This is a genomic window from Burkholderia stabilis, assembly GCF_001742165.1.
Lineage (GTDB): Bacteria > Pseudomonadota > Gammaproteobacteria > Burkholderiales > Burkholderiaceae > Burkholderia > Burkholderia stabilis.
Window position 1 is genome coordinate 177,801 of record NZ_CP016442.1, and the last position, 22,862, is coordinate 200,662.

The 22,862-nt window shown below is 67.3% G+C and carries 27 protein-coding genes; 23 read left to right on the top strand and 4 right to left on the bottom strand.

Translation table 11 applies throughout. The annotated features are described in order from the left end of the window. Positions 1-299: 299 nt before the first annotated feature. The 3 genes from BBJ41_RS00780 to BBJ41_RS00790 all read left to right on the top strand — a co-directional run bounded on the left by BBJ41_RS00780 (position 300) and on the right by BBJ41_RS00790 (position 3,365). On the top strand, positions 300-1,499 hold the full coding sequence (locus tag BBJ41_RS00780) for a hypothetical protein (protein WP_069744889.1): 1,200 nt from the start codon (positions 300-302) through the stop codon (positions 1,497-1,499). Between the two features lie 75 nt (positions 1,500-1,574). Then, positions 1,575-2,324: a hypothetical protein gene (locus BBJ41_RS00785; protein ID WP_069744890.1), complete on the top strand. Its 750-nt coding sequence runs from the start codon at positions 1,575-1,577 to the stop codon at positions 2,322-2,324. Between the two features lie 48 nt (positions 2,325-2,372). Continuing rightward, positions 2,373-3,365: a tetratricopeptide repeat protein gene (locus tag BBJ41_RS00790; RefSeq protein WP_069744891.1), complete on the top strand. Its 993-nt coding sequence runs from the start codon at positions 2,373-2,375 to the stop codon at positions 3,363-3,365. A 155-nt stretch (positions 3,366-3,520) separates the two neighbouring features. Here the strand turns inward: BBJ41_RS00790 and BBJ41_RS00795 are convergent, their stop codons facing one another. The 3 genes from BBJ41_RS00795 to BBJ41_RS00805 all read right to left on the bottom strand — a co-directional run bounded on the left by BBJ41_RS00795 (position 3,521) and on the right by BBJ41_RS00805 (position 6,066). Next, a complete protein-coding gene (locus tag BBJ41_RS00795; protein WP_069744892.1) occupies positions 3,521-4,381 on the bottom strand; it encodes a GTPase family protein in 861 nt (286 codons plus the stop codon). A gap of 79 nt (positions 4,382-4,460) precedes the next feature. Next, complete coding sequence (locus tag BBJ41_RS00800; RefSeq protein ID WP_083281770.1) at positions 4,461-5,381, bottom strand: hypothetical protein; 921 nt, start codon at positions 5,379-5,381, stop codon at positions 4,461-4,463. A gap of 334 nt (positions 5,382-5,715) precedes the next feature. Next, the gene (locus tag BBJ41_RS00805; protein WP_069744894.1) at positions 5,716-6,066 is read right to left on the bottom strand and encodes a hypothetical protein; all 351 of its coding nucleotides are present in this window, start codon (positions 6,064-6,066) and stop codon (positions 5,716-5,718) included. A gap of 170 nt (positions 6,067-6,236) precedes the next feature. On the opposite strand from BBJ41_RS00805, the gene BBJ41_RS00810 reads away from it, so the two are divergent. The 4 genes from BBJ41_RS00810 to trfA all read left to right on the top strand — a co-directional run bounded on the left by BBJ41_RS00810 (position 6,237) and on the right by trfA (position 9,861). Further along, positions 6,237-6,596 carry a hypothetical protein gene (locus BBJ41_RS00810; protein ID WP_071068860.1) on the top strand — a complete coding sequence of 120 codons (360 nt, stop codon included), beginning with the start codon at positions 6,237-6,239 and terminating at the stop codon, positions 6,594-6,596. Between the two features lie 50 nt (positions 6,597-6,646). Beyond that, positions 6,647-7,171, top strand: a complete 525-nt coding sequence (locus BBJ41_RS00815) for a hypothetical protein (RefSeq protein ID WP_069744896.1) — start codon at positions 6,647-6,649, stop codon at positions 7,169-7,171. A gap of 921 nt (positions 7,172-8,092) precedes the next feature. Then, on the top strand, positions 8,093-8,548 hold the full coding sequence (locus BBJ41_RS00820; protein WP_146121782.1) for a hypothetical protein: 456 nt from the start codon (positions 8,093-8,095) through the stop codon (positions 8,546-8,548). Continuing rightward, complete coding sequence (trfA, locus tag BBJ41_RS00825) at positions 8,545-9,861, top strand: plasmid replication initiator TrfA (protein WP_083281771.1); 1,317 nt, start codon at positions 8,545-8,547, stop codon at positions 9,859-9,861. The genes BBJ41_RS00820 and trfA overlap by 4 nt, the downstream gene beginning before the upstream one ends. A gap of 30 nt (positions 9,862-9,891) precedes the next feature. Here trfA and BBJ41_RS00830 read toward each other — a convergent pair whose 3' ends face one another. Continuing rightward, a complete protein-coding gene (locus tag BBJ41_RS00830) occupies positions 9,892-10,197 on the bottom strand; it encodes a hypothetical protein (protein ID WP_069744899.1) in 306 nt (101 codons plus the stop codon). Between the two features lie 266 nt (positions 10,198-10,463). Here BBJ41_RS00830 and BBJ41_RS00835 point away from each other — a divergent pair, with 266 nt between their 5' ends. From BBJ41_RS00835 to BBJ41_RS00905, 16 genes are all read left to right on the top strand, one after another. Next, positions 10,464-12,602: a DNA topoisomerase 3 gene (locus BBJ41_RS00835; protein WP_069744900.1), complete on the top strand. Its 2,139-nt coding sequence runs from the start codon at positions 10,464-10,466 to the stop codon at positions 12,600-12,602. Positions 12,603-12,696: 94 nt separating this feature from the next. Continuing rightward, positions 12,697-13,338, top strand: coding sequence for a hypothetical protein (locus BBJ41_RS00840; protein WP_069744901.1), 642 nt, complete (start codon positions 12,697-12,699; stop codon positions 13,336-13,338). A 300-nt stretch (positions 13,339-13,638) separates the two neighbouring features. Then, positions 13,639-14,430: a hypothetical protein gene (locus BBJ41_RS00845; RefSeq protein ID WP_069744902.1), complete on the top strand. Its 792-nt coding sequence runs from the start codon at positions 13,639-13,641 to the stop codon at positions 14,428-14,430. Between the two features lie 80 nt (positions 14,431-14,510). Beyond that, on the top strand, positions 14,511-14,639 hold the full coding sequence (locus tag BBJ41_RS41895) for a hypothetical protein (protein WP_257786458.1): 129 nt from the start codon (positions 14,511-14,513) through the stop codon (positions 14,637-14,639). A 531-nt stretch (positions 14,640-15,170) separates the two neighbouring features. Then, entirely contained in the window at positions 15,171-15,569 is a 399-nt protein-coding gene (locus tag BBJ41_RS00850; RefSeq protein WP_069744903.1) for a DUF6876 family protein, read from the top strand. Positions 15,570-15,643: 74 nt separating this feature from the next. After that, on the top strand, positions 15,644-15,997 hold the full coding sequence (locus BBJ41_RS00855) for a phage protein NinX family protein (RefSeq protein WP_069744904.1): 354 nt from the start codon (positions 15,644-15,646) through the stop codon (positions 15,995-15,997). Between the two features lie 3 nt (positions 15,998-16,000). Further along, positions 16,001-16,549 (top strand): hypothetical protein, encoded by a 549-nt coding sequence (locus tag BBJ41_RS00860; RefSeq protein WP_156814711.1) that lies wholly within the window; start codon positions 16,001-16,003, stop codon positions 16,547-16,549. A gap of 76 nt (positions 16,550-16,625) precedes the next feature. Beyond that, positions 16,626-17,054, top strand: coding sequence for a hypothetical protein (locus BBJ41_RS00865; RefSeq protein ID WP_156814712.1), 429 nt, complete (start codon positions 16,626-16,628; stop codon positions 17,052-17,054). A gap of 489 nt (positions 17,055-17,543) precedes the next feature. Next, complete coding sequence (locus tag BBJ41_RS00870; protein ID WP_069744907.1) at positions 17,544-18,164, top strand: antirestriction protein ArdA; 621 nt, start codon at positions 17,544-17,546, stop codon at positions 18,162-18,164. 8 nt (positions 18,165-18,172) lie between these two features. Further along, positions 18,173-18,631, top strand: a complete 459-nt coding sequence (locus BBJ41_RS00875; RefSeq protein WP_069744908.1) for a hypothetical protein — start codon at positions 18,173-18,175, stop codon at positions 18,629-18,631. A 248-nt stretch (positions 18,632-18,879) separates the two neighbouring features. Beyond that, positions 18,880-19,563: a hypothetical protein gene (locus BBJ41_RS00880; RefSeq protein ID WP_069744909.1), complete on the top strand. Its 684-nt coding sequence runs from the start codon at positions 18,880-18,882 to the stop codon at positions 19,561-19,563. A gap of 75 nt (positions 19,564-19,638) precedes the next feature. After that, a complete protein-coding gene (locus BBJ41_RS00885; RefSeq protein WP_069744910.1) occupies positions 19,639-20,082 on the top strand; it encodes a hypothetical protein in 444 nt (147 codons plus the stop codon). Between the two features lie 81 nt (positions 20,083-20,163). After that, a complete protein-coding gene (locus BBJ41_RS00890; RefSeq protein ID WP_069744911.1) occupies positions 20,164-20,772 on the top strand; it encodes a helix-turn-helix domain-containing protein in 609 nt (202 codons plus the stop codon). 127 nt (positions 20,773-20,899) lie between these two features. Continuing rightward, positions 20,900-21,454 carry a hypothetical protein gene (locus BBJ41_RS00895; protein ID WP_069744912.1) on the top strand — a complete coding sequence of 185 codons (555 nt, stop codon included), beginning with the start codon at positions 20,900-20,902 and terminating at the stop codon, positions 21,452-21,454. A 126-nt stretch (positions 21,455-21,580) separates the two neighbouring features. Beyond that, positions 21,581-22,159, top strand: a complete 579-nt coding sequence (locus BBJ41_RS00900; protein WP_069744913.1) for a helix-turn-helix domain-containing protein — start codon at positions 21,581-21,583, stop codon at positions 22,157-22,159. A 2-nt stretch (positions 22,160-22,161) separates the two neighbouring features. Continuing rightward, on the top strand, positions 22,162-22,803 hold the full coding sequence (locus BBJ41_RS00905; RefSeq protein WP_236872044.1) for a uracil-DNA glycosylase: 642 nt from the start codon (positions 22,162-22,164) through the stop codon (positions 22,801-22,803). The last annotated feature ends 59 nt before the right edge of the window (positions 22,804-22,862 follow it).

A 22,862-nucleotide genomic window follows, 5' to 3' on the forward strand; every position in this document is an offset into this window, starting at 1 on the left:
GCCCAGAATCAGAGCAAGAGCAGCACGAAGCACCGGGGCAACCCATTCAGCATCACCATCGCGCAACCGCGGCCATGGCAATCGGCACCGCGGCTTGTCGACGATCAGAGATCAGCGCCTGGACCTCAACGCACCGGTGGCATCGGGGGTGCCGGTCGGGCGGACGAAGGACGGCCTGTTTCAGCTCGACGCGATCACGTCACGGTTGGGCTGGTTCGGCCGAAATGGAAACCAGGACGTGCCATAGCACAGCGTAGCGCTGGGCGGATGGCCAACGACAACCAGCACGAGGGACCAACATGAAACGGACCACGCGTCGCGGCACCACCGCGGCCGGCCTCACGCTACTCGCCCTGGCGCTCGCCGGGTGCGGCGGTGGTGGTGGGGGCAACGGTAGCAGCAGCGGAACCACCAGCTCCAACGGCACGGGCTCGACGGGCACCACGACCAGCAACGGGGCGGCGCTCCTGGCTGCCTACACCCCACCGGCGTCCATCGTGGCGGCCGTGCAAACCAGCTACAGCGGCCCTGCGTTCAGCACCTACAACAGCGGACTGTCGTCGAACTGCGCGACCCCGTCGAAGGTCAGCGGCACGGTGATCGTCACGCCCAACGCGATCGTGTTCTCCGCGGGGGCATCCCTCAAAGCGCAGGAGCTGGCGGCGGACCTGCTGGAACAGGCGATCCCGCAGATCCGCACGGCCATGGGCCTGACGTCCACCGGGGTGGCGTTCGACGGCACCAACCGGATCCAGGTCTGCGTGGATCCCTCGCTGGGCCAGAGCGCGGGCGAAACCGGGACGAGCTTGGTGGGGCAGACCGGCACCGGCGTGGGCCCGGTCATGCAGGTGATGAGCGCCGATGCGGCGTCGTTCGACGCGAGGTACCCGGGGGCGACCAGCTACACGGCACCCGTGGGGCAGTCCTACGCCGACCTGTTCGTTCACGAGGGCACCCATGCGGCCATCTACTCGCTCACGGAGCCGTTCCTGGGCACCCCGACGTTCTACCAGGAGGGTATGGCCACAACGATTAGCCACCTGCCACTGGCCAGCAAGGCGAGCATCCTGGCGGCCGTGCAGGCGTCGGACCTCCTGAGCACGTCGAACGCGAACACGGACATGGGCGCGGCGTATTCGGCCTACGAGGCCACGATCGGGTACATCACCAGCTCCGCGAGCGGTGGGTTGGGCTTCCCGATGACCAGCATGCCGGCGTTCCTGGCCACCTTCAAGGCGCAGGCGGAAGCGGCGTGTGCCCAGGCGATCCCCAACGGGCTGATCCCAACGGCATCGCAGACCGTGGGCCTCCCGGCCGGCCAGTACAACGTGTGCGCGTCTGGGCCCGGGGTGGTGGACCCGCGGCTCAATGCTGCGTTCGACGCGGCATGGAACGCCACGTTTAAGGACACCGGGGGCGGTCCGCTCTACCTGCATTCCGCCGATTCGGCCAACAGCCTCGAATCGACGTTGTACCAACGGCTCAACAGCTTTTTGTGACCGGCTAACGCGGGGCGGCGGCGTCCGATGGGCGCGTCCGACGCGAGGGACCAACCAACAAGAAAGAGGGAAACGATGAAGCACCACGTCTTGCCCGTCGCAGCGACGACGGTTTTGTGCGGCCTGCTGGCCGCGTGCGCGAACGGCGGGCCGGACGTGAACGGCTTCGTCCAGAAGGCCAACAGCACGGTCGAGAACGCGATCCACAGCGTGACCGGGGGCAGCGGGGGCGGTGGCGGCGACGTCACCAACGCGGCCGGCCCGGTCTACACGCCGCTCTCGGGCGGGAACAGCTTGCAGGGGCTCTTCGGCGGGCAGAACCAGCAGCTCGCGAACTACGGCAAGCTGCAATACCCGCGGGTCGCCCTGGAATACCTGACGTTTGGCGCGAGCCAGCCCTGCTGGAAGGTGCGCGCGACCATCTGGACCAACGCGAAGCACTCGCACGACGAGGTGTTCCAGGTCTGCGACGTGCCGATCGCGGTGCGGGACGCCGTAGGTCAGGTGGGCCAGCTCAACCCGCAGGCGATCGTCGACAAGATCGACCAGACCCGGGCGCCGATCAACGTGGCGAACACGGGCGACCAGCGAACCCGTGGTCCGCTTCCCCCGTTGCGGGCCATGAGCGTCCCGCTGACGAACACGGGCCCCATGTTCCAGGCGAACCCGTTGCAGGTGCGCCTGGACGCGATCAACGCCCGGATCGCTTACGTGGCAAAGTACGTACCGCTCGGCGACACGAGCGCCATGAGCGTGGTCAGCTCGGCCTTCTACGACTACCGCGTGTGGATCTACCGGTTCGACCCGGCGGGCAACCTCGGGTGATCGTCGGCCGTCCGGCGCACCCTGCACCAGAAGAAAAAGGACACGAGTATGAGCAGCTTCCAGGAACAGATCGACCAGGCGATCAAGGCCCAGGACCTGTACTTCATCGGGGACCAGTTGCCGTCGGACTGGTACGCCGGTTTCAAGGCCTGGCTCCCCCTGGCGGAGGGCGGTGACGTGCGAGCCATGGTCAACGTGGGCCACTGCTACGTGAACGGCGAGGGCGTGGACCGCAGCGCCACCAGCGGGCTGGACTGGTACCGACGTGCGGCGAACCAGGGCGACGCCCGGGCGATGTTCACGCTCTACCGCCAGTTGAAGGGGAGCGCGCCGGTCGAGGCCGAGGGCTTCCTGCAACGCGCGGCGTCCGCGGGCGACGATCGGGCGATCCAGGCGGTGAAGGCACGCATCGCGGAGCAGCAGCGTCAGGCGCAGCAGCAGGAAGCGGCGGAGCGGGAGCGCGTGGCGATCCAACGGGCGACCACCGCGTTCCAGGAGATCAAGGCGATGCTGGACCGCCGGGACCTGGTGGGCGCACGGCAGCGGGCGGAAACGGCGGTGCAGGACGGGTTCGCCTGGGCGGGGCAGATCATCGCGGCACTGGCGTTGAAGATCGAGGTGACGCGCACCAGCCAGAAGGAGTACATCCCGGGCCCGATGGTCATACGCGACGGGACATCACGCCACACGGGGACGTCGTACCGCACGTACACGCACAGCGGCACGGTGACCAACCCGACGCGCTACGGGGTGCACGCCAACATCGGCGGTTTGGGCTTGGGCTACGGGATGGTGCCCGCCAACGGCTCGGTGAAAGCGTCCTCGGTGCCGGTGCGCCAGATCGCGAGCGACTGGTGCTCGAAGGTCGACGTCATGATCACCGACAAGGTGGTGAAGTCGCTGGTGCCGAACGGCGTGGTGGCCGTGCCGATCAGCCCGGACCAGGTGACGGTGACGAGCGGCGATCCGCTGCCCTGGAAGGTCATCGCCTGGGGCGTGGGGATCGTGGTCGTGCTGCTCGGGCTGGTGGTGCTCCACTGACCGCTCACGTGCGGCCGGGCACCAGGCGGTCGACGAGGGCACCCAAGGCATGGCTTAAGATGGCACCCTCTCAGGTGTAGGACCGTACCGCGCACGTAGGCCCTCGGATCGCGCGGTGTGTGTTTTGACGGCCCCGCGCGGGGCCGCTTTTTCGTTCAGTCGCGGTCAGCGGCGCGGGCGGCGAGGGTGCCCAGCAGCACGGCGACGATGGCCGCTCCGGCCGCGATCCCGATCGCCTTCAGCATCGTCTTCACCGCGCTTACGTTTCCCTGTTGCCTGGCATTCTCCGACACGTGCTGTTTCTCGGTCCCCTGCACGAACCCGAACTTGGCACGGTCCGGCAGCGCCTCGACCATGCGATCGACCAGTTCGGTGAGCTGCCACCGGCGGGTGGCCGACACGGTGCAGACCTCGGCGTTGGGCAGGTTGAAGAGGGCGCCCACGTCCGAGCGCTTCTGCTCGATGTTGGCGAGCTGCACAGGGCCCGGGCGGCGCTCGTCGCGGATCCAGTCGTCGGTCGGTTCGAGCTTGTCGCACTGGTTGACCACCACCAGGAACGGCGTGGCGTTGCGCCCGATCTCGGGCTCCACGATGCTTTGGTAATACGCCTTGTCGGCGGCCAGGGCCCGGTCGTCGGCCTTCACCACCCACAGCACGAGGTCCAGCTCGGGCAGCACGCTCTTGTACAGCGCGCTGTACTCCGCGTCACGCTCAGCGCTCTCGCCCAGGCCGGGCAGGTCCAGGAGGAACACCCCGGAGAGGTCGCCCTGCATCTCGAGCAGCGCCTGCTGGGGGTGGCGGGTGCACGCCGACACGTCGCTGACCTCGGCGACGTCGTGACCGAACAGCGCGTTGAACAGAGCGGACTTGCCCACGCCCGTCTTGCCCAGCACGCCGATCCGCGGGACGTAGCCCAGCGTTTCCTTGATTTTCTCGACGGTCTCTTTCGTGACCTCGACGCCGTGCTTGCGCAGCACGTCGCCAAACGCCTTCACCAGGTTGGGATCAATCGCCATGGTCTCGTGGTCTCCTGCGGGTGGTTGTTCGGGGTGGTTGTTCTTGGCGGGGCGCCGGTGGTCCGGCGGCCCCACGGGGTCAGTGGTCGAACGCTTCGATCATCCGGCGCTGGGCGTCGACGATCGCCAGGGTGTTGCCCGGGTGCCAGTCGGCGATCGAGTACGGCAGGTTGAAATACGGGTAGCGGCCGAACGCGAATCGGGCGAGCGGCGGCAGCGGCCGATCCGCCCACGGGTTTTCGAGCAGCACGACGTCCTCGTGGAACACGAACAGGACGGCCGACAGGCGGCTCTTCTTTTTGCCGTCGAGGCGGAAACGCCCGTCGTGGCCCATGCGCTTCGGGGCGGACGGGTCCTCGAACACGGGCGCACCCTTCCAGCCGTAGACCCCGTACCACATGGCGCCGCTGCACAGCGCCCGTCCGTGAAACCCACGGATGAGCGGGGACATCTGGTGCGGCTTGAGCAGTTGGGAGGTGGTGGGGCCACCGAAGTGGGTGAAGTCGGCGATGAGCACGCACGGCCGGTCGGGGGCCACCTGGGTCTCGTCCGGCTTCATCGAGCAAACCTTGCTGATGAGGTTGGCCTGGACGCTGTCGCCTTCCTTCGTCGGGTCCGGTCGACCGCCCGGGGTCAGCTCGGTCACGGCCATACGGAGGGTCCGCTCGCCCACCGTCGTTTCCGAGCGTTCGATCCCGTACGGGTGCTCACCGTCGGGCGTGTTGGCCGCGGCCATCAGCTTGTCCTGTTGCTTGTCCTGGTGCTTCGAGAACACCTCGACCGTCACCGGCCCGTCGCCGGCGTCCACGGTGAAGTCAGGCGTGGCGTCGCTCGCCCGGATGATCGGCGTGACGTCGAATCCTGCTTCGAGCAGGCCGCCGTACGCGCGGATCTCCGCCAGGGCCGACGACGCACCGCTGTCGTCCTGGAGGTTGCGCAGGCGGTCACCGAGATCCTTCAACCACGTTTCGCCGCCGGTCTCCTGGGCGATGGCCGGCACCGCCAGGTGGACCAGGTGGTCGACCGGGCGCGGTTCCCTCGAGCACAGGGCGAACCACGTGGGGTGGCGCGTTCCGGTGGGTAGAAGCGGGGCCTTGTCGATCCCCTCGATTTCCTCGGGGTGAACAGGTCGGACAGGCTCGCGATGGTGGGCGTGGTGGTGCTCATACGACGGATCCTTCAGCGGACGGGTGGGCGGGCAAGCGAACGATTGTACGGGGACCGCAGGACGATTGCTTGACCATCGGGAGGCGCCGGTGTGTCACCCGATCACCCGGGCTTGAACGGCGAACGGCCGCCACCTGGGCGACCGTTTCGACGCGTCCGAATCGGGATCACCAACCGCGCGGCGGGAGCCAGTCCCGGGAGTGCTCGTTCAGGAACCGGCGGGTCCGGTAAAACGAGCGCAGGGTGGTCAGCGGCAGCGCCACCCCACGTTCTTGGGCGACGCGCAACGCCAGGTCCCGCATCTTGGCGGTCGGCGCACGCGGTCCGAAGATGAAGAACGGGTGGCGCAGGAACCGCAGGGCGGCCAGATCGGCCCGGGCCTCGTGGCTGAACGGTGCGCGCAGCAGGGCACGGACCAGGCCGAAGATCGCGGTCATGATCCAGACCCAGGCCAGGAACAGGAAGGACACGCCGATCGCGCCGGCGATCAGGGCAAGGACGATTTCAAGGCCGACCACGGTTCTCCTCCTGCTGGTCTGTTGGCGGTGTTCGGACCAACTTAGCGGGTCATGGGGCGAAGTCAACCCCGTGCCCTGGCACGGCTCGCCGCTTGACGGGCCTGCAGGACCTGCTAGGTCTCGGGCACGCGGTCCACGTTCAGAGGCCGGACACGAGGAGGAGACCTGCGATGCGGCTGTTCAAACCCATGGCCCTGGCCACCACGATCGGCATCTGTGCGATGACCGGTGGCGGCGACGCCAACGGCAGCACCGGCTTCACCCTGCCGACGTCGCTGGCGGCCGTACGCCAGGACGCGACGGCGGTGTGCGACCGGATCCCGGGCGAGGCGGGGCAGGCGGGTCTGCCGGCGTTGGGCGCGATGTCGAACGGCTGCTACAACGCGGTGGCGTTCGTGAACACCAAGCTCGTCGCGGTGCTGGGCGACGGCGGGTCGGCGCTGATCGTCCCGGACGACGGCGGACCGATCTTGCTGCGCGTGGCGACCATGACCGAGGGCATCGGGGCCCGGGTTCGCAACGCGCGGTAAGGCGCGCACCGTGGAGCGACCAGGCGGCCATCAGGGCCGCCTGTTGCGTTATGCTGCAGATCCGCTCGATCGCACCATCGCACCGTATGCCCATCCAACCCGAACGTCATCCACCCCTGGACCTTCAACCGAACACGGTGCTTTACCGCGGCGTCAACCGGGGCATGCACGACAACGGCCGGGGCTTGCGCCCGCGAAACCCGGACAAGCCGTTCGAGAAGCACGTGTACTTCGACGGCACGTGGAAGCTGGACGGCTCGATCAACTTCGGCACACCGCACGGGCAGGCGGTGCACGCGCACCAGTGGGACAGCGAGGGCTTCAACGGCCCGGCGCTTTCGTTCACCACGATCGAGAAGGTCGCGCGGCGCTTCGCCACCACCGACGGGCTGGAGGACGGCGTGGTGTACGCGGTGACGGTGGCCGAGCTGAAAGCGGCGGGATGCAGCCTCCAAGATCCCAGGGTCTACACCTCGGGACTGCAGAACCCCGACGAGCACGAGGTGATCGTGGTCCCACCGACCGGCGGTGAGCTGAGCCTCGACCGGGTGCGGGTGACCGAGGTGGTGGCGTAGGCCTGGGCAATCGGTAGGGCTCGGGCGCGTGAAACCCCGCCTCCGGCGGCTTGGGCACCATCCCCGGCGAGCACCTGCGGTGACCTTGCCGGGCTCGAGGGCGAATCCCCGACGGCGCCGAAGGCTGGGGCGGGGCGAACAAGGAAAGACCGAGGTGGGCCTGCATTTCTAATGGCTCGGTTCGCACGCTCTCGCATTTTCAATGGCGCACCTCCGGACGGTTTGCACATCCGGTACGGTTCACCCCCTCCACCAGACTGTGCCAGGGCACGGCGATTTGCATCCGGGCATCCCATTCGGTTCGCCCCCACCAGCAGGAAAACATCCCATTCGGTTCGCCCCCTGGTGCCGGCCCCGCTTCGTGCCGAAGGCAGGGTTTCGGGGCGCGCGGGTTCCGGGGTTGAGTGCGCGGGCCGATAGGCCCCCAGGCTTTTGACGTTCCCGGAGGGGACCGGTTGAACCTTGCACGGGAGGTGATGGCAAAACGTTGTGTTCTTCGTTTGGTGGGGTTCGGGTGAACCGCCCCAAAGGCGGGTTCACCCAGGAACCCCCTCCGCAGATTTTCTCTAGAGTTTTACCGTACATCCCTTGGTACAGGGGGGGGCGCGCCCCCTGCCGGGGCGCACCCCTGTAATAGCCTGTAGAAACCTGTACGGCGGGCCGTCCCTTGCTGGGCGGGCGTTTCCAGGCGATCGGCCGATTTCATCAACAGGGGTGCCCGATCTCATCAACAGAGGTACCCGATTTCATCAACAGGGGGTGACGTCCGCGCTCGTCCGCAAAACCCGATTTCATCAACAGGGGTACGTCAGTGCAACGAGCGAAAAAAATCGCAAAAAGTCCCTCAAATATGACCGCGTTATTTGCCAAGTCCATCGCCTGGAGTTTTACTGGATCATGACCTTCGCAATGGAGAGAGTGATGACCCTGACGACCAACCGCTTCCGACCGCACGCCGTGTCGTGCTGGGTGGACACCCCGACGATCGCACCGATCACGGGGTGCGCAGAAGACCACGCCCTCCCGCTCGGAACGGTGGTCCGCGTGGTCGTGGCAGGTGTCCTGGCGAACGACGAGCTGCGGAAGCTGGTGATCGACGAGGCACAAACCGCGCGGCGTCTGTCCGCCGATGGGCGCACCCAGATTGGTGCGATGGTGGACGACGACACCCAGAACGCGTTCAACACCATCGGTCAACAGACCGGGGTGTCACGTGCGAAGGTCGTGCGCGCGGCCCTGGTGGTCGGCGCAAAGCACCTCGCGGATTTTTCCCGTGATCTCCAAGTCGAACGGCAAACGCGAGACGCAGCCCACGAACGCAGCCGCGACCGAATGATCACGTTGTTCCAACGTCTTCAGGGTGAGGTGACGGCATGAGCACGGGCAGCGTTTTTCCCCATCCGAAGGCCGACGCCGGCACCCCCGCCAAGGCAGCGGCACCCAAGAAGCGCAGGGCGACGCGCGGCAACATTGTTCCCGCAACCCCCATCGTTGTAAGCGGTGAGGTCGTCCACGGAGGCGCGATGGGCCCTGTGCAGCAGTGGCCGGCGACCCCCTCAGACATCATTTACTACCCGAACGCATTCTCGCGCAGCGCGGTCTTCGGCGGCACGCGCACCGTGCGCGCGAAACCTCAGCAGGATGATTCGGACGAGCGGGGCATGAAGGTCGTTGGCAAGATCGTCGAGTTCAAGGCCCCGATCCCGTCGACGTCGCAATACGAGATCTACTACCGCGGCGAAGTCCTCAACCAGCAGGACGCCGAGGTGTGGATGATGGTGCTGGCCACGGCACGACGGGCCGGGCTCGCTGGCGAGCAGATCGAGTTCTCGCTCAACGAGTGGTGCCGGGCCCTCGGGCGGCCGGACAACGACACGTTCGCGAACCAGGCCATCCTGGCATCGCTCGAACGGCTGAAGACGGCGACGCTGAAAATCTACAACCGAAACACGCGCCGCAGGGACTGGATCAGCATGATCGTCCACATGTCGCAGCTCGACGGGCGCTACACCTTCACGATCGACCATCGCATCGCGGCCATGTGCTTCGACGACTGCACCCAGATCGACGTCGTGCGCAAGAGCGTCCTGAAATCGCAGATTTCCAAATGGCTGCACGATTTTTTCAGCACGACGAGCAACACCTTCACCTGGAAGCTCTCGATGCTGCGGGAACTGAGCGGCTGTACGCACATGGAGCCGGGCAAGTTCCGCGCGGCGCTCCGGGAGGCGGTCGAGGAGCTGAAGAACATCAAGGGCAAGGACGGCACGGAGTTCGCCCCCGTGTTTGCGCCGGAGACCCAGATCGAATCGCAGATCCGGGACGGCAAGGCGTGCGAGGTCCTGGTGGTGGTCAAGGCGACCAACTCCCTGGTGCTCGCGCCGCGAAAGGGCTCCGAGATGCTGGACATGCTGACGGCGACCGCGATGCAGACGACGGGCGAGCCCAGTGCGCCGGTTGCACCTAAGGCCGTGAGCGTAGACCCGGTTCCGACGGCGACCGTCACCCCGTTGCCGCCCCCGCGTCGCCAGGCACCGCGCAAGGCCAGCAAGCAGGCGGGGGACGACTTCGTGCCGATCTGGGATCGCGACGTCGATCCCACGGACACCCGGTCGTCGGAGGAGCGCAAGCTGGCCTGGATCCGAAACCGCGACCGGGAGGAGGCGAGCTACTACGCTCCCGCGCGGTGAGCGTTCGGCCCGGTTGGCACCACTGCTCGTTCACCGTCCCGGCATCACCCTGTACCGCGCGTGCACGTGCGGGCGCTCGGCCGGCAGGTTGTAGCACCAGACCTGCGGCTCCCCCTCGGTACCCTGGCGCTCCCGCACCATGCGGTTGAACATCCGCCCCACCTTGCGCCGCCACCCATGAGGCAGGGATGACCAGAGGACCGCGTGGTGCGGGTCCCGCCGGCAGAGCTGGCGCAGGGTCCCGTCCTGGTGGTCGAGCCGCGCAAGCAGCCCGGCGAGCAGCACGCGGGCGATGGCGGCAGGGGTGGGGTCGAGGTCGAGCAGGGTGGTGGTCATCGGGTTCTCCGGGATCGTTGATCGGACGCCACCCGCGCGATCGCGTGATGGCTCTACATATAGTGAAAAACCGCCCCTAACTCACACCGATTTCCCGGACTGTTACAAAAAAGTCCGCCGCGCCCCCAGGCCAACCTTCCGTCCTGCACCACCACCCGACCTTCTGATTTGACAAGCCTGCCGTACCTGCTACCGGTACGTACCCGTGCCCTGGCACAGCTTGTTTGAGGTTCGTCGTGCGTCTTTGGATCTTCGAGAAACCCTCCATGGCCAAGGCCGTGATCCCCCATCTGCCGAAGCCGCACACGCGGCACGAGGGCTACTACGAGACCGGCGACGGCTACGTGTCCTGGCTGGCCGGGCACGTGATGGAGCAGGTGCAGCCGGGCGACTACGACGAGCGCTGGGGCAAGTTCCCCTGGGCGTTCGAGGACCTGCCGATCATCCCGAAGGACTGGAAGCTCAAGGTCTCGGAGGACAAGAAGGACCAGGTCAAGATCATCGAGACGCTGCTGAAAAAGTGCACGTCGATCGTGAACGGCGGGGACGCCGACCGCGAGGGCCAGCTCCTGGTCGACGAGGTGCTGCTGCACTTCGGCAACACCAAGCCCGTGGCGCGAATCCACCTGAGCGCGATGGACCCGACCAGCGTCAAGAAGGCGATCGCCTTGCTCGCGGACAACGCCACCTTCCGTCCGCTCTACGAGGCGGGCCTGGGCCGGCAGCGCGCCGACTGGCTGGTGGGCATGAACATGTCCCGGGCCTACACCATCCTGGCGAAGAAGCAGAACTACCCCGGCGTGCTGTCGGTGGGTCGGGTGCAATCGCCCACGCTGGCGCTGGTGGTCAAGCGTGACCGCGAGATCGAGAACTTCGTGGCCAAGGACTTCTGGACCGTCGAGGCGCAGTTCGCCGACCCGGGCCAGCCGGCGTTGCCGTTTTGGTCCCGCTGGCTCCCGCCGGGCCTGTCGCTCGAATCCGCGGAGAAGCAGGCGGACGTCGACGCGAAGGGGGAGGCCGATGAGGACGAGGAGGGCGACGAGATCGAGGGCGAGGGCGGCACCGTCACCGGTCAGCGCCCGGCCTGGCTGGACGAGCAGAACCGCATCGTCAACAAGGCGGTGGCGGACCAAATCGCGGCGAAGGTGCAGGCCGCCGGCCAGGGCACCGTCACGCGCTACGTGAACAAGCCGGCGGAGGAGCAGCCTCCGCTGCCGTTCGAGCTGACCGGTCTGCAGACCGCGCTCAACGGAAAGTACGGCTACTCGGCCAAGGAGGTGCTCGACGTCTGCCAGGAGCTGTACCTCGCGGGCCAGACCACCTACCCGCGCTCGGACTGCCCGTACCTGCCCGTCTCGCAGCACGCGGAAGCCCCGGACGTGCTGGACGCGATCGCGCGGGGCGCCCCGCACCTGGCAACCCTGGCGGCCAACGCCAACGTGACGATCCGTTCGCGGGTGTGGAACGACAGCAAGGTGACCGAGCACCACGCGCTGATCCCGACGCGCCAAGCCCCGGACTGGTCGACCATGACCGAGATCAAGCGCCGCACGTACGAGATGATCGCGCAGCGTTACCTGGCCCAGCTTTACCCGAACTGCCAGGTGGACAAGGCCAAGGTCGAGGTGTCGATCGCGGGCGAGCGTTTCGCGGCCAGCGGGCGCGTGGTGAAGGACCCGGGCTGGCGCGTGGTGTTCCAGGGCGAGGCCCAGGCCACCGACGCGAAGAAGGCGAAGGACGCCACCCCGACCCTGCCGGTGCTGACCGAGCAGGGCCCGGTGAACCGCCTGGCGGTGAAGGTGGACGCGAAGCGCACCACGCCCCCGCCGCGCTACACCGAGGGCTCGCTGCTGACGGCGATGAAGCACGTCCACCGGACCGTGACGGACCCGGTGGAGCGCAAGAAGCTCAAGGCCCTGGACGGCATCGGCCGGTCGGCGACCCGCGCCGGGATCATCGAAACGATCATCAAGCGCGGCTTCGTGGACGTGAAGGGCAAGCAGCTCGTGGCCACCGTGGTCGGCAAGATCCTGGTGGACGCGTTGCCGGCCAAGCTCACCGACCCGGGCATGACCGCCCGGTGGGAGGCCCTGCTCGACGCGATCGCGAAGAAGCAGATCCCGCTGCACGCGTTCATGGCGAAGCAGGAGGAGGCCATCGGCGAGCTGGTGGCCGCGGCGCGCGTCTCGACCCTGCCGACCATCCCGCCCGACGCGATGCCGGCGCGCAAGCCGTACACCGGATCGTCCACCCCGCGGCCGGCCCCGGACGGCGCGAAGAAGTGCCCGAAGTGCAAGAAGGGCTACCTGGTCCCCCGGACGGTGAAGAACGGTCCGAAGGCCGGGCAGACCTTCCACGGGTGCAACAACTACCCGGAGTGCAAGCACAGCGTCTGGCCGAAGTAAGGCCGGTCGCCCGACGTTCACGAAGCCTGCCTGGCGACCACCGGGCGGGCTTTTTTCATGGCCATTCACCCGTTCCCATCCAGGAGGTACCACCATGCAGCAGCCCGATGTTCAGCCGTCCCCCGTTGACCACCCGTCGCCCGAGCGCGAACGGATCGTGGCCGACCTTCTGGGCGCCAAGCTCGACGCCTACGACGTCACCCGCCTGATGGTGGCCTGCTCGGACCCGGTGCCCCTGGGGTGCCTGGTGATGATGGGCGTACCGATGGAGGATCGGTTTTCCGTCATCGGGGTCCAGGGTGCCGAGGCGCAGCAGCAGGTCCGAGAGGAGTCGACGGCGGCCGACCTGTTGACCATGGCCAGGATCCTGGTCGTGATCAGCGAGCGCGAGGAGCGGGGCCTGCGCATGAACACGCCGGTGGGCGAGACCTTCTCGCTGCTGGAGATCAGCGCGCTTTGCGTCCACCTGCACGAGATCGGCGAGCCGGGCATCAACGCGTTCCTGCGGTCGGCGAACCTGGACGGTGCGCGGATCAACGAGCGCTACGGCGCTGCGTTGGTGGAGCTGCCCGAGATCGAGAAGATGGCGCTGCTCGTCATGGGCCGGGCGTGGGACACGACCGAAGACCTGGCGGAGGTGGAGCAGGTGGTCCGTGCCGGCTTCGAGTGCAGCCCCATCGCCGAGGCGATCGCCGAACGCCGGGCGACCGGCACGGGCGGCATCACGATGCACTGAGCCGGCGGCCCGTGCGGCCACCGTGAAGCGCTCACCCCGGTGGGCGCTTCGTCGTACCGCAAAAAGTTGCCGGTTTCGCGCAAAAAGTTGCGGAGTCTGCGCAACATCTTGCGGGGTTGGCGCAACTTTTTGCCGACGGCCCGGGCCCGGAGGGACCGGGGTTGGGCGGACTTTCCCCGGGTTTGCGTGCGTGCCAGGGCACGGCCCCACCGACCGGGGTTGACGGCGGCCCAAAGGCCATTAGGTTGGTCGGAGGCACGGTTCGCCGTGCGATCCCTTACCAACCCGTCACGAGGACCCATGACCACGCCGACCCAATCGCACGCCGGGCTCAACGCCGCAGCGAAGGACTTTATTTTTGAAAACAGCCTGGTCATGGACCTGCGATCGGCGACCCCGACCCGCAAGCTGACGCACGCCTTCGCTCGGTACTGCCAGAAACGCTTCGACGCGCGCCACATCCAGTTTCGCGCGGATCCGCGGGTCGCGCAGGCCCTCTGGGCGACCATCCGGGCGAATCCGGCGTTCAAGGACCTCCCCACGGCGGTGTCGACCTTTACCGATGGGCCCATCGTCCACGTGGCGACGGAGGCCCAGGCCGAGAAGAACCGGCGCAAGGTTCAGCTCGCCACGCTGCACGACCTGCCGGAGCAGGATCTGGTGAGCGCGATCCGAACGATCCTTCGGGCGTACCCGTCGATCTGCGCCAACGGCATGAGCAGCGGCGAGAGCTTCGGCGGACCGTCCGACGCCTACCCGACCTACAAGGGCCACCCGGACGAGCTGCGGGACGCGCTCTCCGGGATTCGGGCGTGCCTGCAGTTCCTGGAACTGCACGCGGACCCGTCCAACGGCAAGCCCGTGGGCAGCTACGGCATGAAGCATATGGTCGAGTATTTCCACGAGCGCACGGGCCTGGGGCAAAGCTACGTCACCAACGGCGAGGGGATCATCGCCGCGCTCCTGCTGGGCTTCAAGGTTCGTCCGGACACGGATCGTCGCCCGTCCAACCCGAACCTGAACTTCGGCATGAAATACTCGCCGGGCTGGGATGGGGTGTGGAACCTTCGGCAATCCTGCGCCGATTACTGATCCGTCCCAACGCGTGCGTGGGGCCGTGCCTTGGCACGGCTAAAAGAGCAGGCTCGACCGCTTGCCAACGGTGCCTCTGGATGGCCGTGGCCGCCGGCGGCCTCCCGATCCTCTGGGTCGTTGCGGCGGTCTTCGCCTGGCTCGCCCGTAAGCCGTTCGCGGGGCTGCTGCTGGCCCGGAAGTTCAAACCCACGGTCCGCCTCGAATGACGATCGAACGCCCACCACCCGGTGGACGTTTTGCTGTACGGCGCTCGCGACAACCCGCGATCCCCGACGACGGGCTGCGCACCTGCAGCGCAGCTCGACCCCTGACCCCACACGTCCAAGGCACCGCGGCGCCGGCCGCGGGGTGGTGCGTTCAACCGTGACGCCGTGCTTCCTCCATCCCCGTTTTCGATTCACCGCTGGGTGGCCCGCCCACTTCCTCGACGTGTAGCTCAACCACGCCCCTGATGGGGGCAAGGCACCGCTGCGCTCGTTGTCCTCTCCCGTTCCCGGCCCTTCGGTCCGCGCATGCGGCATCCGGCAACGGCCTGGCCCCCGGGGCGGGTCTCGCTCTCCCCACGACGAGGCGGCTCCACTGAGCAGTGAAACGAAACCCAACGGGGAGGGCAGGGAAATGGTCCACGGCGTCGAACGCACCACCAACAGCCACACCGCGGCGTTCCCCCGCACCCCGAGGCTCACCACCGAGCAGGTAGCAGCACCACCAACACCACCACGAAGGAGAGCAAGACCATGGACGCGCAAGACATCATCAACGGCCTGGGCCACTACACCGGCACGGAGAACTATTTCTCCCTCGGCGCGATGTTCCGCAACGCGGTGTACACCGACGGCGTGCAGTTCCTGATTGAAAACGCAGAGTGCGCCTGGCTCGTTACGGACGCCATGGCCTGGGTCACCCAGAAGGTGCCGGGGCAGAGCTACGACGACGGTTTCATGACCGTTGAGCTTCACCCGAAGGAGGACGGTACCGCTGATCTGCTGATCACCGACGGCAACGGCACGACGCTCTACGCCCAGCACTACACCGCCCACACGTTCCCGCTGCCGAAGGGGATCAAGTTGTACGCGGTCTGGGGCGAGACCTCGCGTGGCCCCTGCTGGATTTTGATGGTCACCAACGAGTATTAAGCCGCCCCACGCCCCGGACGCTGCGGTTTCCGGGGCTCCCCACCCGACACGACACCAGGAACACCAGGGACACCATGAACCTCATCACCATCACCACGGGCGACCTGATCGGCCCGGCACTCGACTGGGCAGTGGCCAAGGCCATCAACGCACCGTTCACCACCGGACCGTTTTCCACCGACTGGGCGCTGGGCGGCCCGATCCTCGAAACGCACGGCGTCGGCTACTTCCGCAACGGCAAGCGTGTGTACGCCAACGACGACAAGCGTTGGGAGGCCAACCGCATCGTCAACCTGGACGACGCGCCGATCCTGCGCCACGGCTACCGCGCCCTGGGCCCGACCCCGCTGGTCGCTGGCTTGCGCTGCCTGGTGCGCAGCAAGCTGGGCGAAACGGTCGACGTCCCGGCCAACCTGGTGGAGGCCTGAGCCATGGCGAAATCGACCTTTCAAAGTCGCGGCATGATCGGCGGTGTGTTCACGTGCGGCATCTGCGGTCGGCGCACGCGCCACACCAACCAGGGCATGTCCCACCTCTGCCCGCAGTGCGACGAGTGGACGGCGATGGAGAACAGCATCGTCGACGGGGATTACAAGGGGATGCCCGAGGAGCTGGCGCGCGCCGAGGCCACCATCCACCAGCTCAAACGCGAAGCGATGAAGCGGGGCGGGGACGCCCGGAGCCTGGGCCTGTCGCTGGACGGCTCACGCGACCTGCGCACCGAGATCAACAGCATCCTGAGCGCCGTCACGGCGCGCGGGCACCGCCTGGACATCGCGGGCGGTGCGCTCCCGGGCGAGACGGCCCTGGTGGTGGACGCGAACGGCGACGCCGTGGAGGAACCGGACGAACCGTTGGCCGCCTACGCGCAGCTCTACGCGCTGCTGGTGGACGTGCTCCAAGGGCACCTGACCGAGCAGCAGTTCGAGGACATGGGCGGCAGCGTGTGCCGCGACATCATCAAGCAGTCCCAGGCATAACGACGGATTCCACGGCCCGGACGCTACGGTTTCCGGGCCAGCCCAACCTCGCAACCTCACCACCTGGAGCATGACCATGGAACGCTTCACCCACGTCACGACGCGCAACAGCCCGAGCAGCAAGACCTACCAGCAGCCCACGTACCGCGATCACCCGGCCGCCGCGGTCCCGATCACGGGGGAGTTCACCCTCACCGTCGACGAAGCGCTGTACATCCTTGCGACGGCGGCCCAGGCCCGTCACCACCATTTCGATTGGGTCAAGCTCATGGACGCGCGTACGGTCTGGATCGGCTACGACCCGAGCCCGGCGGGCGGGTTCACCGAGCGCCGCACCAAGACGGCGTACATGGACGCCGGCATCATGGTGTCGCCGGACTACTTCCACATCCAGGGGCGCATGGCCAACGACGGCCCGCTGCTCAAAACAATGCACATCCGCACGGACGACCTGGTCCGCGACTTCGCGCTGGTCCTGCGCGAGGCAAAGCGCCAGGCGGCCTGATCCAGGCCGGCACGGGGGAGGGTCCCCGTGCGCGGATGTGGCGCCTGTCCAGCGCCCACCTTCGAGGTGGGCGTTTCCTTTGGGGCGTGCCCTGGCACCCTTCGGGCAACACCTCGCCGGAGGCGAAAACGGCACGCAACCCCGCCCGGCAGGCCTGCGGCCCACGGCCGGGCAACCCCGTACACCGTGAGGCAGCAACCCACCGCGGCGTGGTTCGCCACTGCCGTGCTGGTCGAGGCGCGTTGGTGCGTGGTCCCGTTCCCGTTCGTTGGTGCTGCTCCGTGTCGCCTTAACCCGACGTGTAGGACCGATTCGACCACCGTTCAGGGCAAGGGGTTCGCGTCGCGCTTCCTCTCCCGGTCTTCTCCTCCTGGCGTCGTCGAAGCGTGCGGCATCCGGTGAGCCCCCTGGCCCTTGTGGTCGTTCGGTCCTGTTCCCCGTCCAGGCGATGACGGCAGCAGGCAAACCCAACCGAACGGAGAGCAAGCCATGACCACGAACCAACCGACCAGCACGAACGGCAACAACGAAACCGCGCAGTTCCTCGCACCCCAGGCTCCAACGACTGCAGGGGACAGCGACGACCTTAACGTCCTCTACGCGAACCCCTACGACATCGAGGCCCGGGGCTTCCGCTTCACCTCCCTCGAGGACTACAACGCCAAGTACGCGGCCAACCGCAACGGCTGGGGTGGGGTGGTCGAGGAATATTCGATCGAGTTTCTGGACGGCAACGACGAGGATTCTGACCTTTTCGCGCAGTTGCGCGTGAACCAAGGCACCCTGTCCACGTGGTTCGACCTGATGGACCGCGACCTGAGCACGGAGCAAAAGGCGGCGCTGGCGTGGCTGGTGGGCGACCGTGGGGCCAAGCTCGACGACGCGCTCGACCAGTTGGACGACGTGATGATCCAGTGCGGCGAGCTGAACGACGTGGGCGGTGAGCTGTTCGAGGAGCTGTATGCGGAAGAACTCGGCAAGCTGCCGGAGGCCCTGCGCTACTACTTCGATTCGGACGCGTGGACCCGTGACGCGAAGCTCAACGGGGATTTCGACACGATCACGTTTGGCGGTCACGATTACGTGATCACCAACGCCAACCAGTTCTAACCCGACCCATGGCCACCTTCAACGAACAACGGGCGGAGGAGCTGTTCGGCTCCGACGCTTGTTTCGGCGTCCAGTTCGAAGACCCGCAGGGCACCCGCTACACGCTCGACGCTGGGCGGGCGATACTGGCCGAGGCCAGCACGTGCCCGGACCTGCTGAGCGTGTTCCCGGACGGCACGTCCGCGACGGTCTGCACGAACTACGCGCGCCACATCGCGGCAGCGCTCCCCGGGCGGGCCCGGGTGTTCGGCTTCTACGAGGAGGACAACCCGGCGTCCCGGATCGCGCAGATCGCCGGCGGCCACGATTTCGCGATCGTGGACGGCCGGTACATCGTGGACCCGTGGGTCCGGCTCGTCGAGGGCGAGTCGGACCGGATCTGCTTTGACCTCGCGGCCCCGGGCGACGCGGCGGAGATCCTCCGGCTGTACGGGCCGCGTGAGCGGTGGGACGCCGCTCAGCCCTGACGGGCTGGCATCGCCCCCGGGGCGATGCGTTTTGGATCGTCGGGGCAGTGCCAGGGCACCTCTCGACGCCCGGGCATCCAGCGGGACCCCACGCCGAAGGCTCAGGGCCCGGAGGGAGGGGGCGTGCCCCGGCCCGTTTTTCCGGGGGTGATGGGATCACCCGATGATCGACGACCGCGTGACCCGCTTGCCCGCGGGCCTGGACCGCTGGCACACTCCCATCAACACACCACGACGGAGCGCGCAGGATGAATCGATCGTACGAACAAGAATGGGGCCCCCTCGAATGGGACATTGCCCCGCGCGTCGACAACAACGGGCAGGACGCGGAGACGTTCATTGAACTGCTGATCCACCTGGGGCACCTTCGCGACCTCACGGACGAGGGCACGGCGCGCCGGCTGACCGACGAGATTCGGCGCAAGGTCAGGTCCAGCCCCTACGTGTCTCGGCACGGCCGGATCGAACTGGACCATGACCAGGTGCGCACCCTGGTGATCAACAACCCATTCCGTGGGCAGGACGGGCAGCACGTCATGGGGAACGTGAGGCGGATCCGTTGGGGCCTGTTGTTGATGAACGTGCTCCTTGGCTTCGGGTTGGCGGCGCACGGCGAGGACATCTACACGGCAATCGGGCAGATCCTCAACGTGTTCGGCACGTTCGACGCGGCGTTACAGAAGCTCGACCCGGAAGAGGCGGCCGTGCTGACCGCGGCGCACATGAACCCGCCCCCGGTGCCCTGGCAGAGTTGGTTGAACGCCGCCAACAACCTCCTGGTTGGGTGGGGCGTTGGCCACGCGATGGCCAACCGACAGGAACTGGACGCCTGCCTGGCCAAGCTAGCCGGGCGCGGCATCACGGTGGAATACAGCGGCCCGAACAACGACCTTATCCGGATTCGCCACTTGGTCCTGCTGATCCAGTGGTGATCGCCGCCCCAGCGACTTGACGGGCCTTAAAAACCCGCTAGGTTGGGATCTCGTACTCCCCACGCGAGATCCCCCATGAAGACCCGCCTCATCAACCTAGACGCCACGCTGCGGCTCGTACGCCGCGCGCTGCGAGAGACCTTTCCCCGCCACACCATCGACGCGTCGCCGACCCCCACCGGGCGGTGCGGGATCCACGTCACGTGGAGCGACGGCCCGACCGCAGAGCAGGTGCAGCGGGTCCTCGCCCCGTTCGGCCTGGGCGGCCACAACGACGTGCATTGGCACAGCTTGAACGGCTCGCCGGTCACGTTCCAGCCGTTCATCCACGTCCTGCGCTCGACCACCGGGGAACCGGTCGACCCGGTGGCGCCGCAACCGTCGGCGACGCTGGCCAACATCACCACGTTCAACGAGTACCCGGCCTGGGCCGCGCACCTGCGCGAGCTGGACATGCTGCGCCGGAGCAAACGGCTGCTGCGCCGGCTGGACGGGCAGAGCGCCTTCGCGGCGACTTGACTCGCCTGCAAAACCTGCTTGACTGGGTCCTGCACCGCGAGAGCGGTGCCTTTGCCACTCGCCACGGGAGACCCAACGACCATGACCATCGGACCGCTCGCCAGCACCACCCAGCCCATCCCGGGGGGCACATCGGCGACCCGGGACGACGCGTTGCAGGGCATGCTGGTGCGCAGCGAGGCCGCAACGTTCCTGGGGTGCAGCCTCTACGCCGTGGACCGGCTTTGCCGGCGGCACGGCGTTCGCCGGGTCCGCAGCTCGCGCGGTTACCTCTACGTCGACCGGGCCGGGCTGCAGACGATCAAGGACAAGCTCGACACCATCGAGAGCGGAACGCTGCTCGACGAGCGCGAGGCGGCGGAACGCCTGGGCTTCTCCCAGGTCACCGTCCGAACGCTGGTGCGCCGGGGCGAGCTGAAACCGGCGCTGCTGGTCCGGCGGGCGCGGTATTTCCACCCGCGTGACCTCGATGACGTGGACGCCCGGCTGCACCGCGAGGGCTACGTGAGTGCCATCCGGGCGGGCGAGCACCTGGGGGTGACGCGTCAGCGGCTGTCCCAGCTCGTGCTCGTGGGGCGACTGAACCCGTACGTCGACCCGCGGGGGCATCGCCAGTTCGAAGTGGCGGAGCTGGACGCCTACCGCCGCGAGCACCCGATCCAGGCTCCCCGATCCGTCGCCACCGTTTGACATGAGGCCGTGCCAGGGCACGGCTTCATCGGCTGTGGAAACTTGCCATCAGCACCGAAGTACGAGAGCTTGATCCGACCGGCCCGGCACCCGCAGGGCCTTCAACACCGACAGGAGGAAGAGACCCATGGAGCAGTTCGGCAGCAACCCCGAGGCCCTCGACGAGGACTGTTTCAACGACCCGGCCGACCGTTCGGAACCGGCGCTGGAGTTCACCCCGGACACGTTCGGCAAGACCGGGACGGCGAAGGGCGGCAAGGCCCAGGTGGCGGCAATCGACGAGGAAGATTTGAGCAAGCCGCTTGCTCCGACCTTCGCGGAAGGGCATGGCCTGTTGAAGTTCTTCCCGCCGACCCTGCGGGACATGGCGCGCGCCGGGGTGAACTTCACTCTCGACAACAGCGGGGCCGTCACCGTGAACGGCTTCTACAAGCGCGGGCCGCTGTCGCTCGAAATCGGCGGCGACGACGCGCTGACGGCGATCGACCGGCGCGGGCAACGGCGTCCGATCGGGTCGTACGACGATCTGGTGACCTTGAACTACCGCGCCTGGATCCAGAGCAACACCCGGGGCGAATCGTGCGCACCGGAACGTCCGTGGCTCGACGCGTTCATCGCCAAGAACTGGGTGAAGCGTCAGGTCATTTTCGTGCCGCGCGATCCGGTGCCGGACGCCGAGTAAGCCCTCCCACCACGGGCAAACGGTCGCGCAAGCGGCCGTTTTTCGTACCCGGGCGTAGTGGGGCTGGGGATGTTCACTGGATCCCCGTAGAATCGTGCGGTTCCAGCACCACCGCGGCACCCCACCATGATCATCGACGAAACCAAGATCACCACCTACAACAGCATTTGCGCCGTCCTGCTCCGCGAGATACGCGTGCAGCGCGGTTTCCACCGGGCTCAGTTCGCCGATTTTTTCGGCAAACCGGCCAGCGCCTGGGAAGCCATCGAGGCTGGGAAGTCTCGGCTCGACCTCGACGTTCTACTGCGCGTGTGCCGCGGGCTGATGCAACCGCCGGGGCTGGTCTTGACGGTGGCGGACGCCTACGAGCGGTTTCTGCGCTACTTCGGCTGGTCGGTCGTGCTGACCGACACCGGCGCCGACGGGCTGATGAAGTTGGCCAACGAGTATTGGAAGAGCCCCGGCGGTCGTTTTGCGGACAACGCACCGATGTTCTCGTCGTCCATCCTCGTCGAGCCCTACCAGCAAAACAACGTCTGGTACAACTTTGCTCCGGTATTCCGGTACGTGGACGACCCCCAGTTCCGCACCGAACAAAACGACGAAGAGCGTTTCAAACCGTTGCCGTCGGCCGCCGACCGCGTCATGCAGAACGGAGTGAGCGGCAGGACGAACGGCGTCAACGGCGATCCCGAGGGCATCTGACGGTGGCCCTGCTCGACGACGCCCCGCGCACGCTGCGCGATCCTGAGACCGTCGCCCTGCGTCGCGCGATGCTCACGGAGCCCCACGTTGCCCCGCTGGCGCGGTACGTCCAGGCCCTGCGGGCGCAGCACCCGACGTGGGAGTTCCAGGACTTCGACCCGATGGACGGGGGCGTGCACGCGGACATGCTGTTCCTGCTCGAAAAGCCCGGGCCCATGACCTCGCCCACGGGCAAGAAGCAGGGCTCCGGCTTCATTTCCCGTAACAACGACGACCCCACGGCCGAGGCCGTGTTCCGGTTCATGCAGGAGGCGGGCATCCCTCGCAAGCGCGCGGTGCTCTGGAACGTCATCCCCTGGTGGGACCGGTCGATCAAGTTCACGGCGGCGGAGGTGCGGCGGGGGATCGAAGAGCTGCGCAACCTGCTCCCGTTGCTCCCGGCGATCCACACCGTGGTGCTGGTCGGGGGCCAGGCCAGGCGGGCACTGCCCCTGCTGCAGACGCTCCGGCCGGACCTGCGGATCTGCACGTCGGCGCACCCGGGCCGGCAGGTCTACCGGTTCAACCCCGACCAGTGGAAGGCGATCCCGGCGCAGTGGAAGGCCGCGGGCCTGGCGCAGGACGAGGTGAGCGCCACACCCTGATCACCGCCACCTGGGCGGGAGCACCGGGGTGGAGGCGGGCGCTGGCGCCCGGGTGTTGA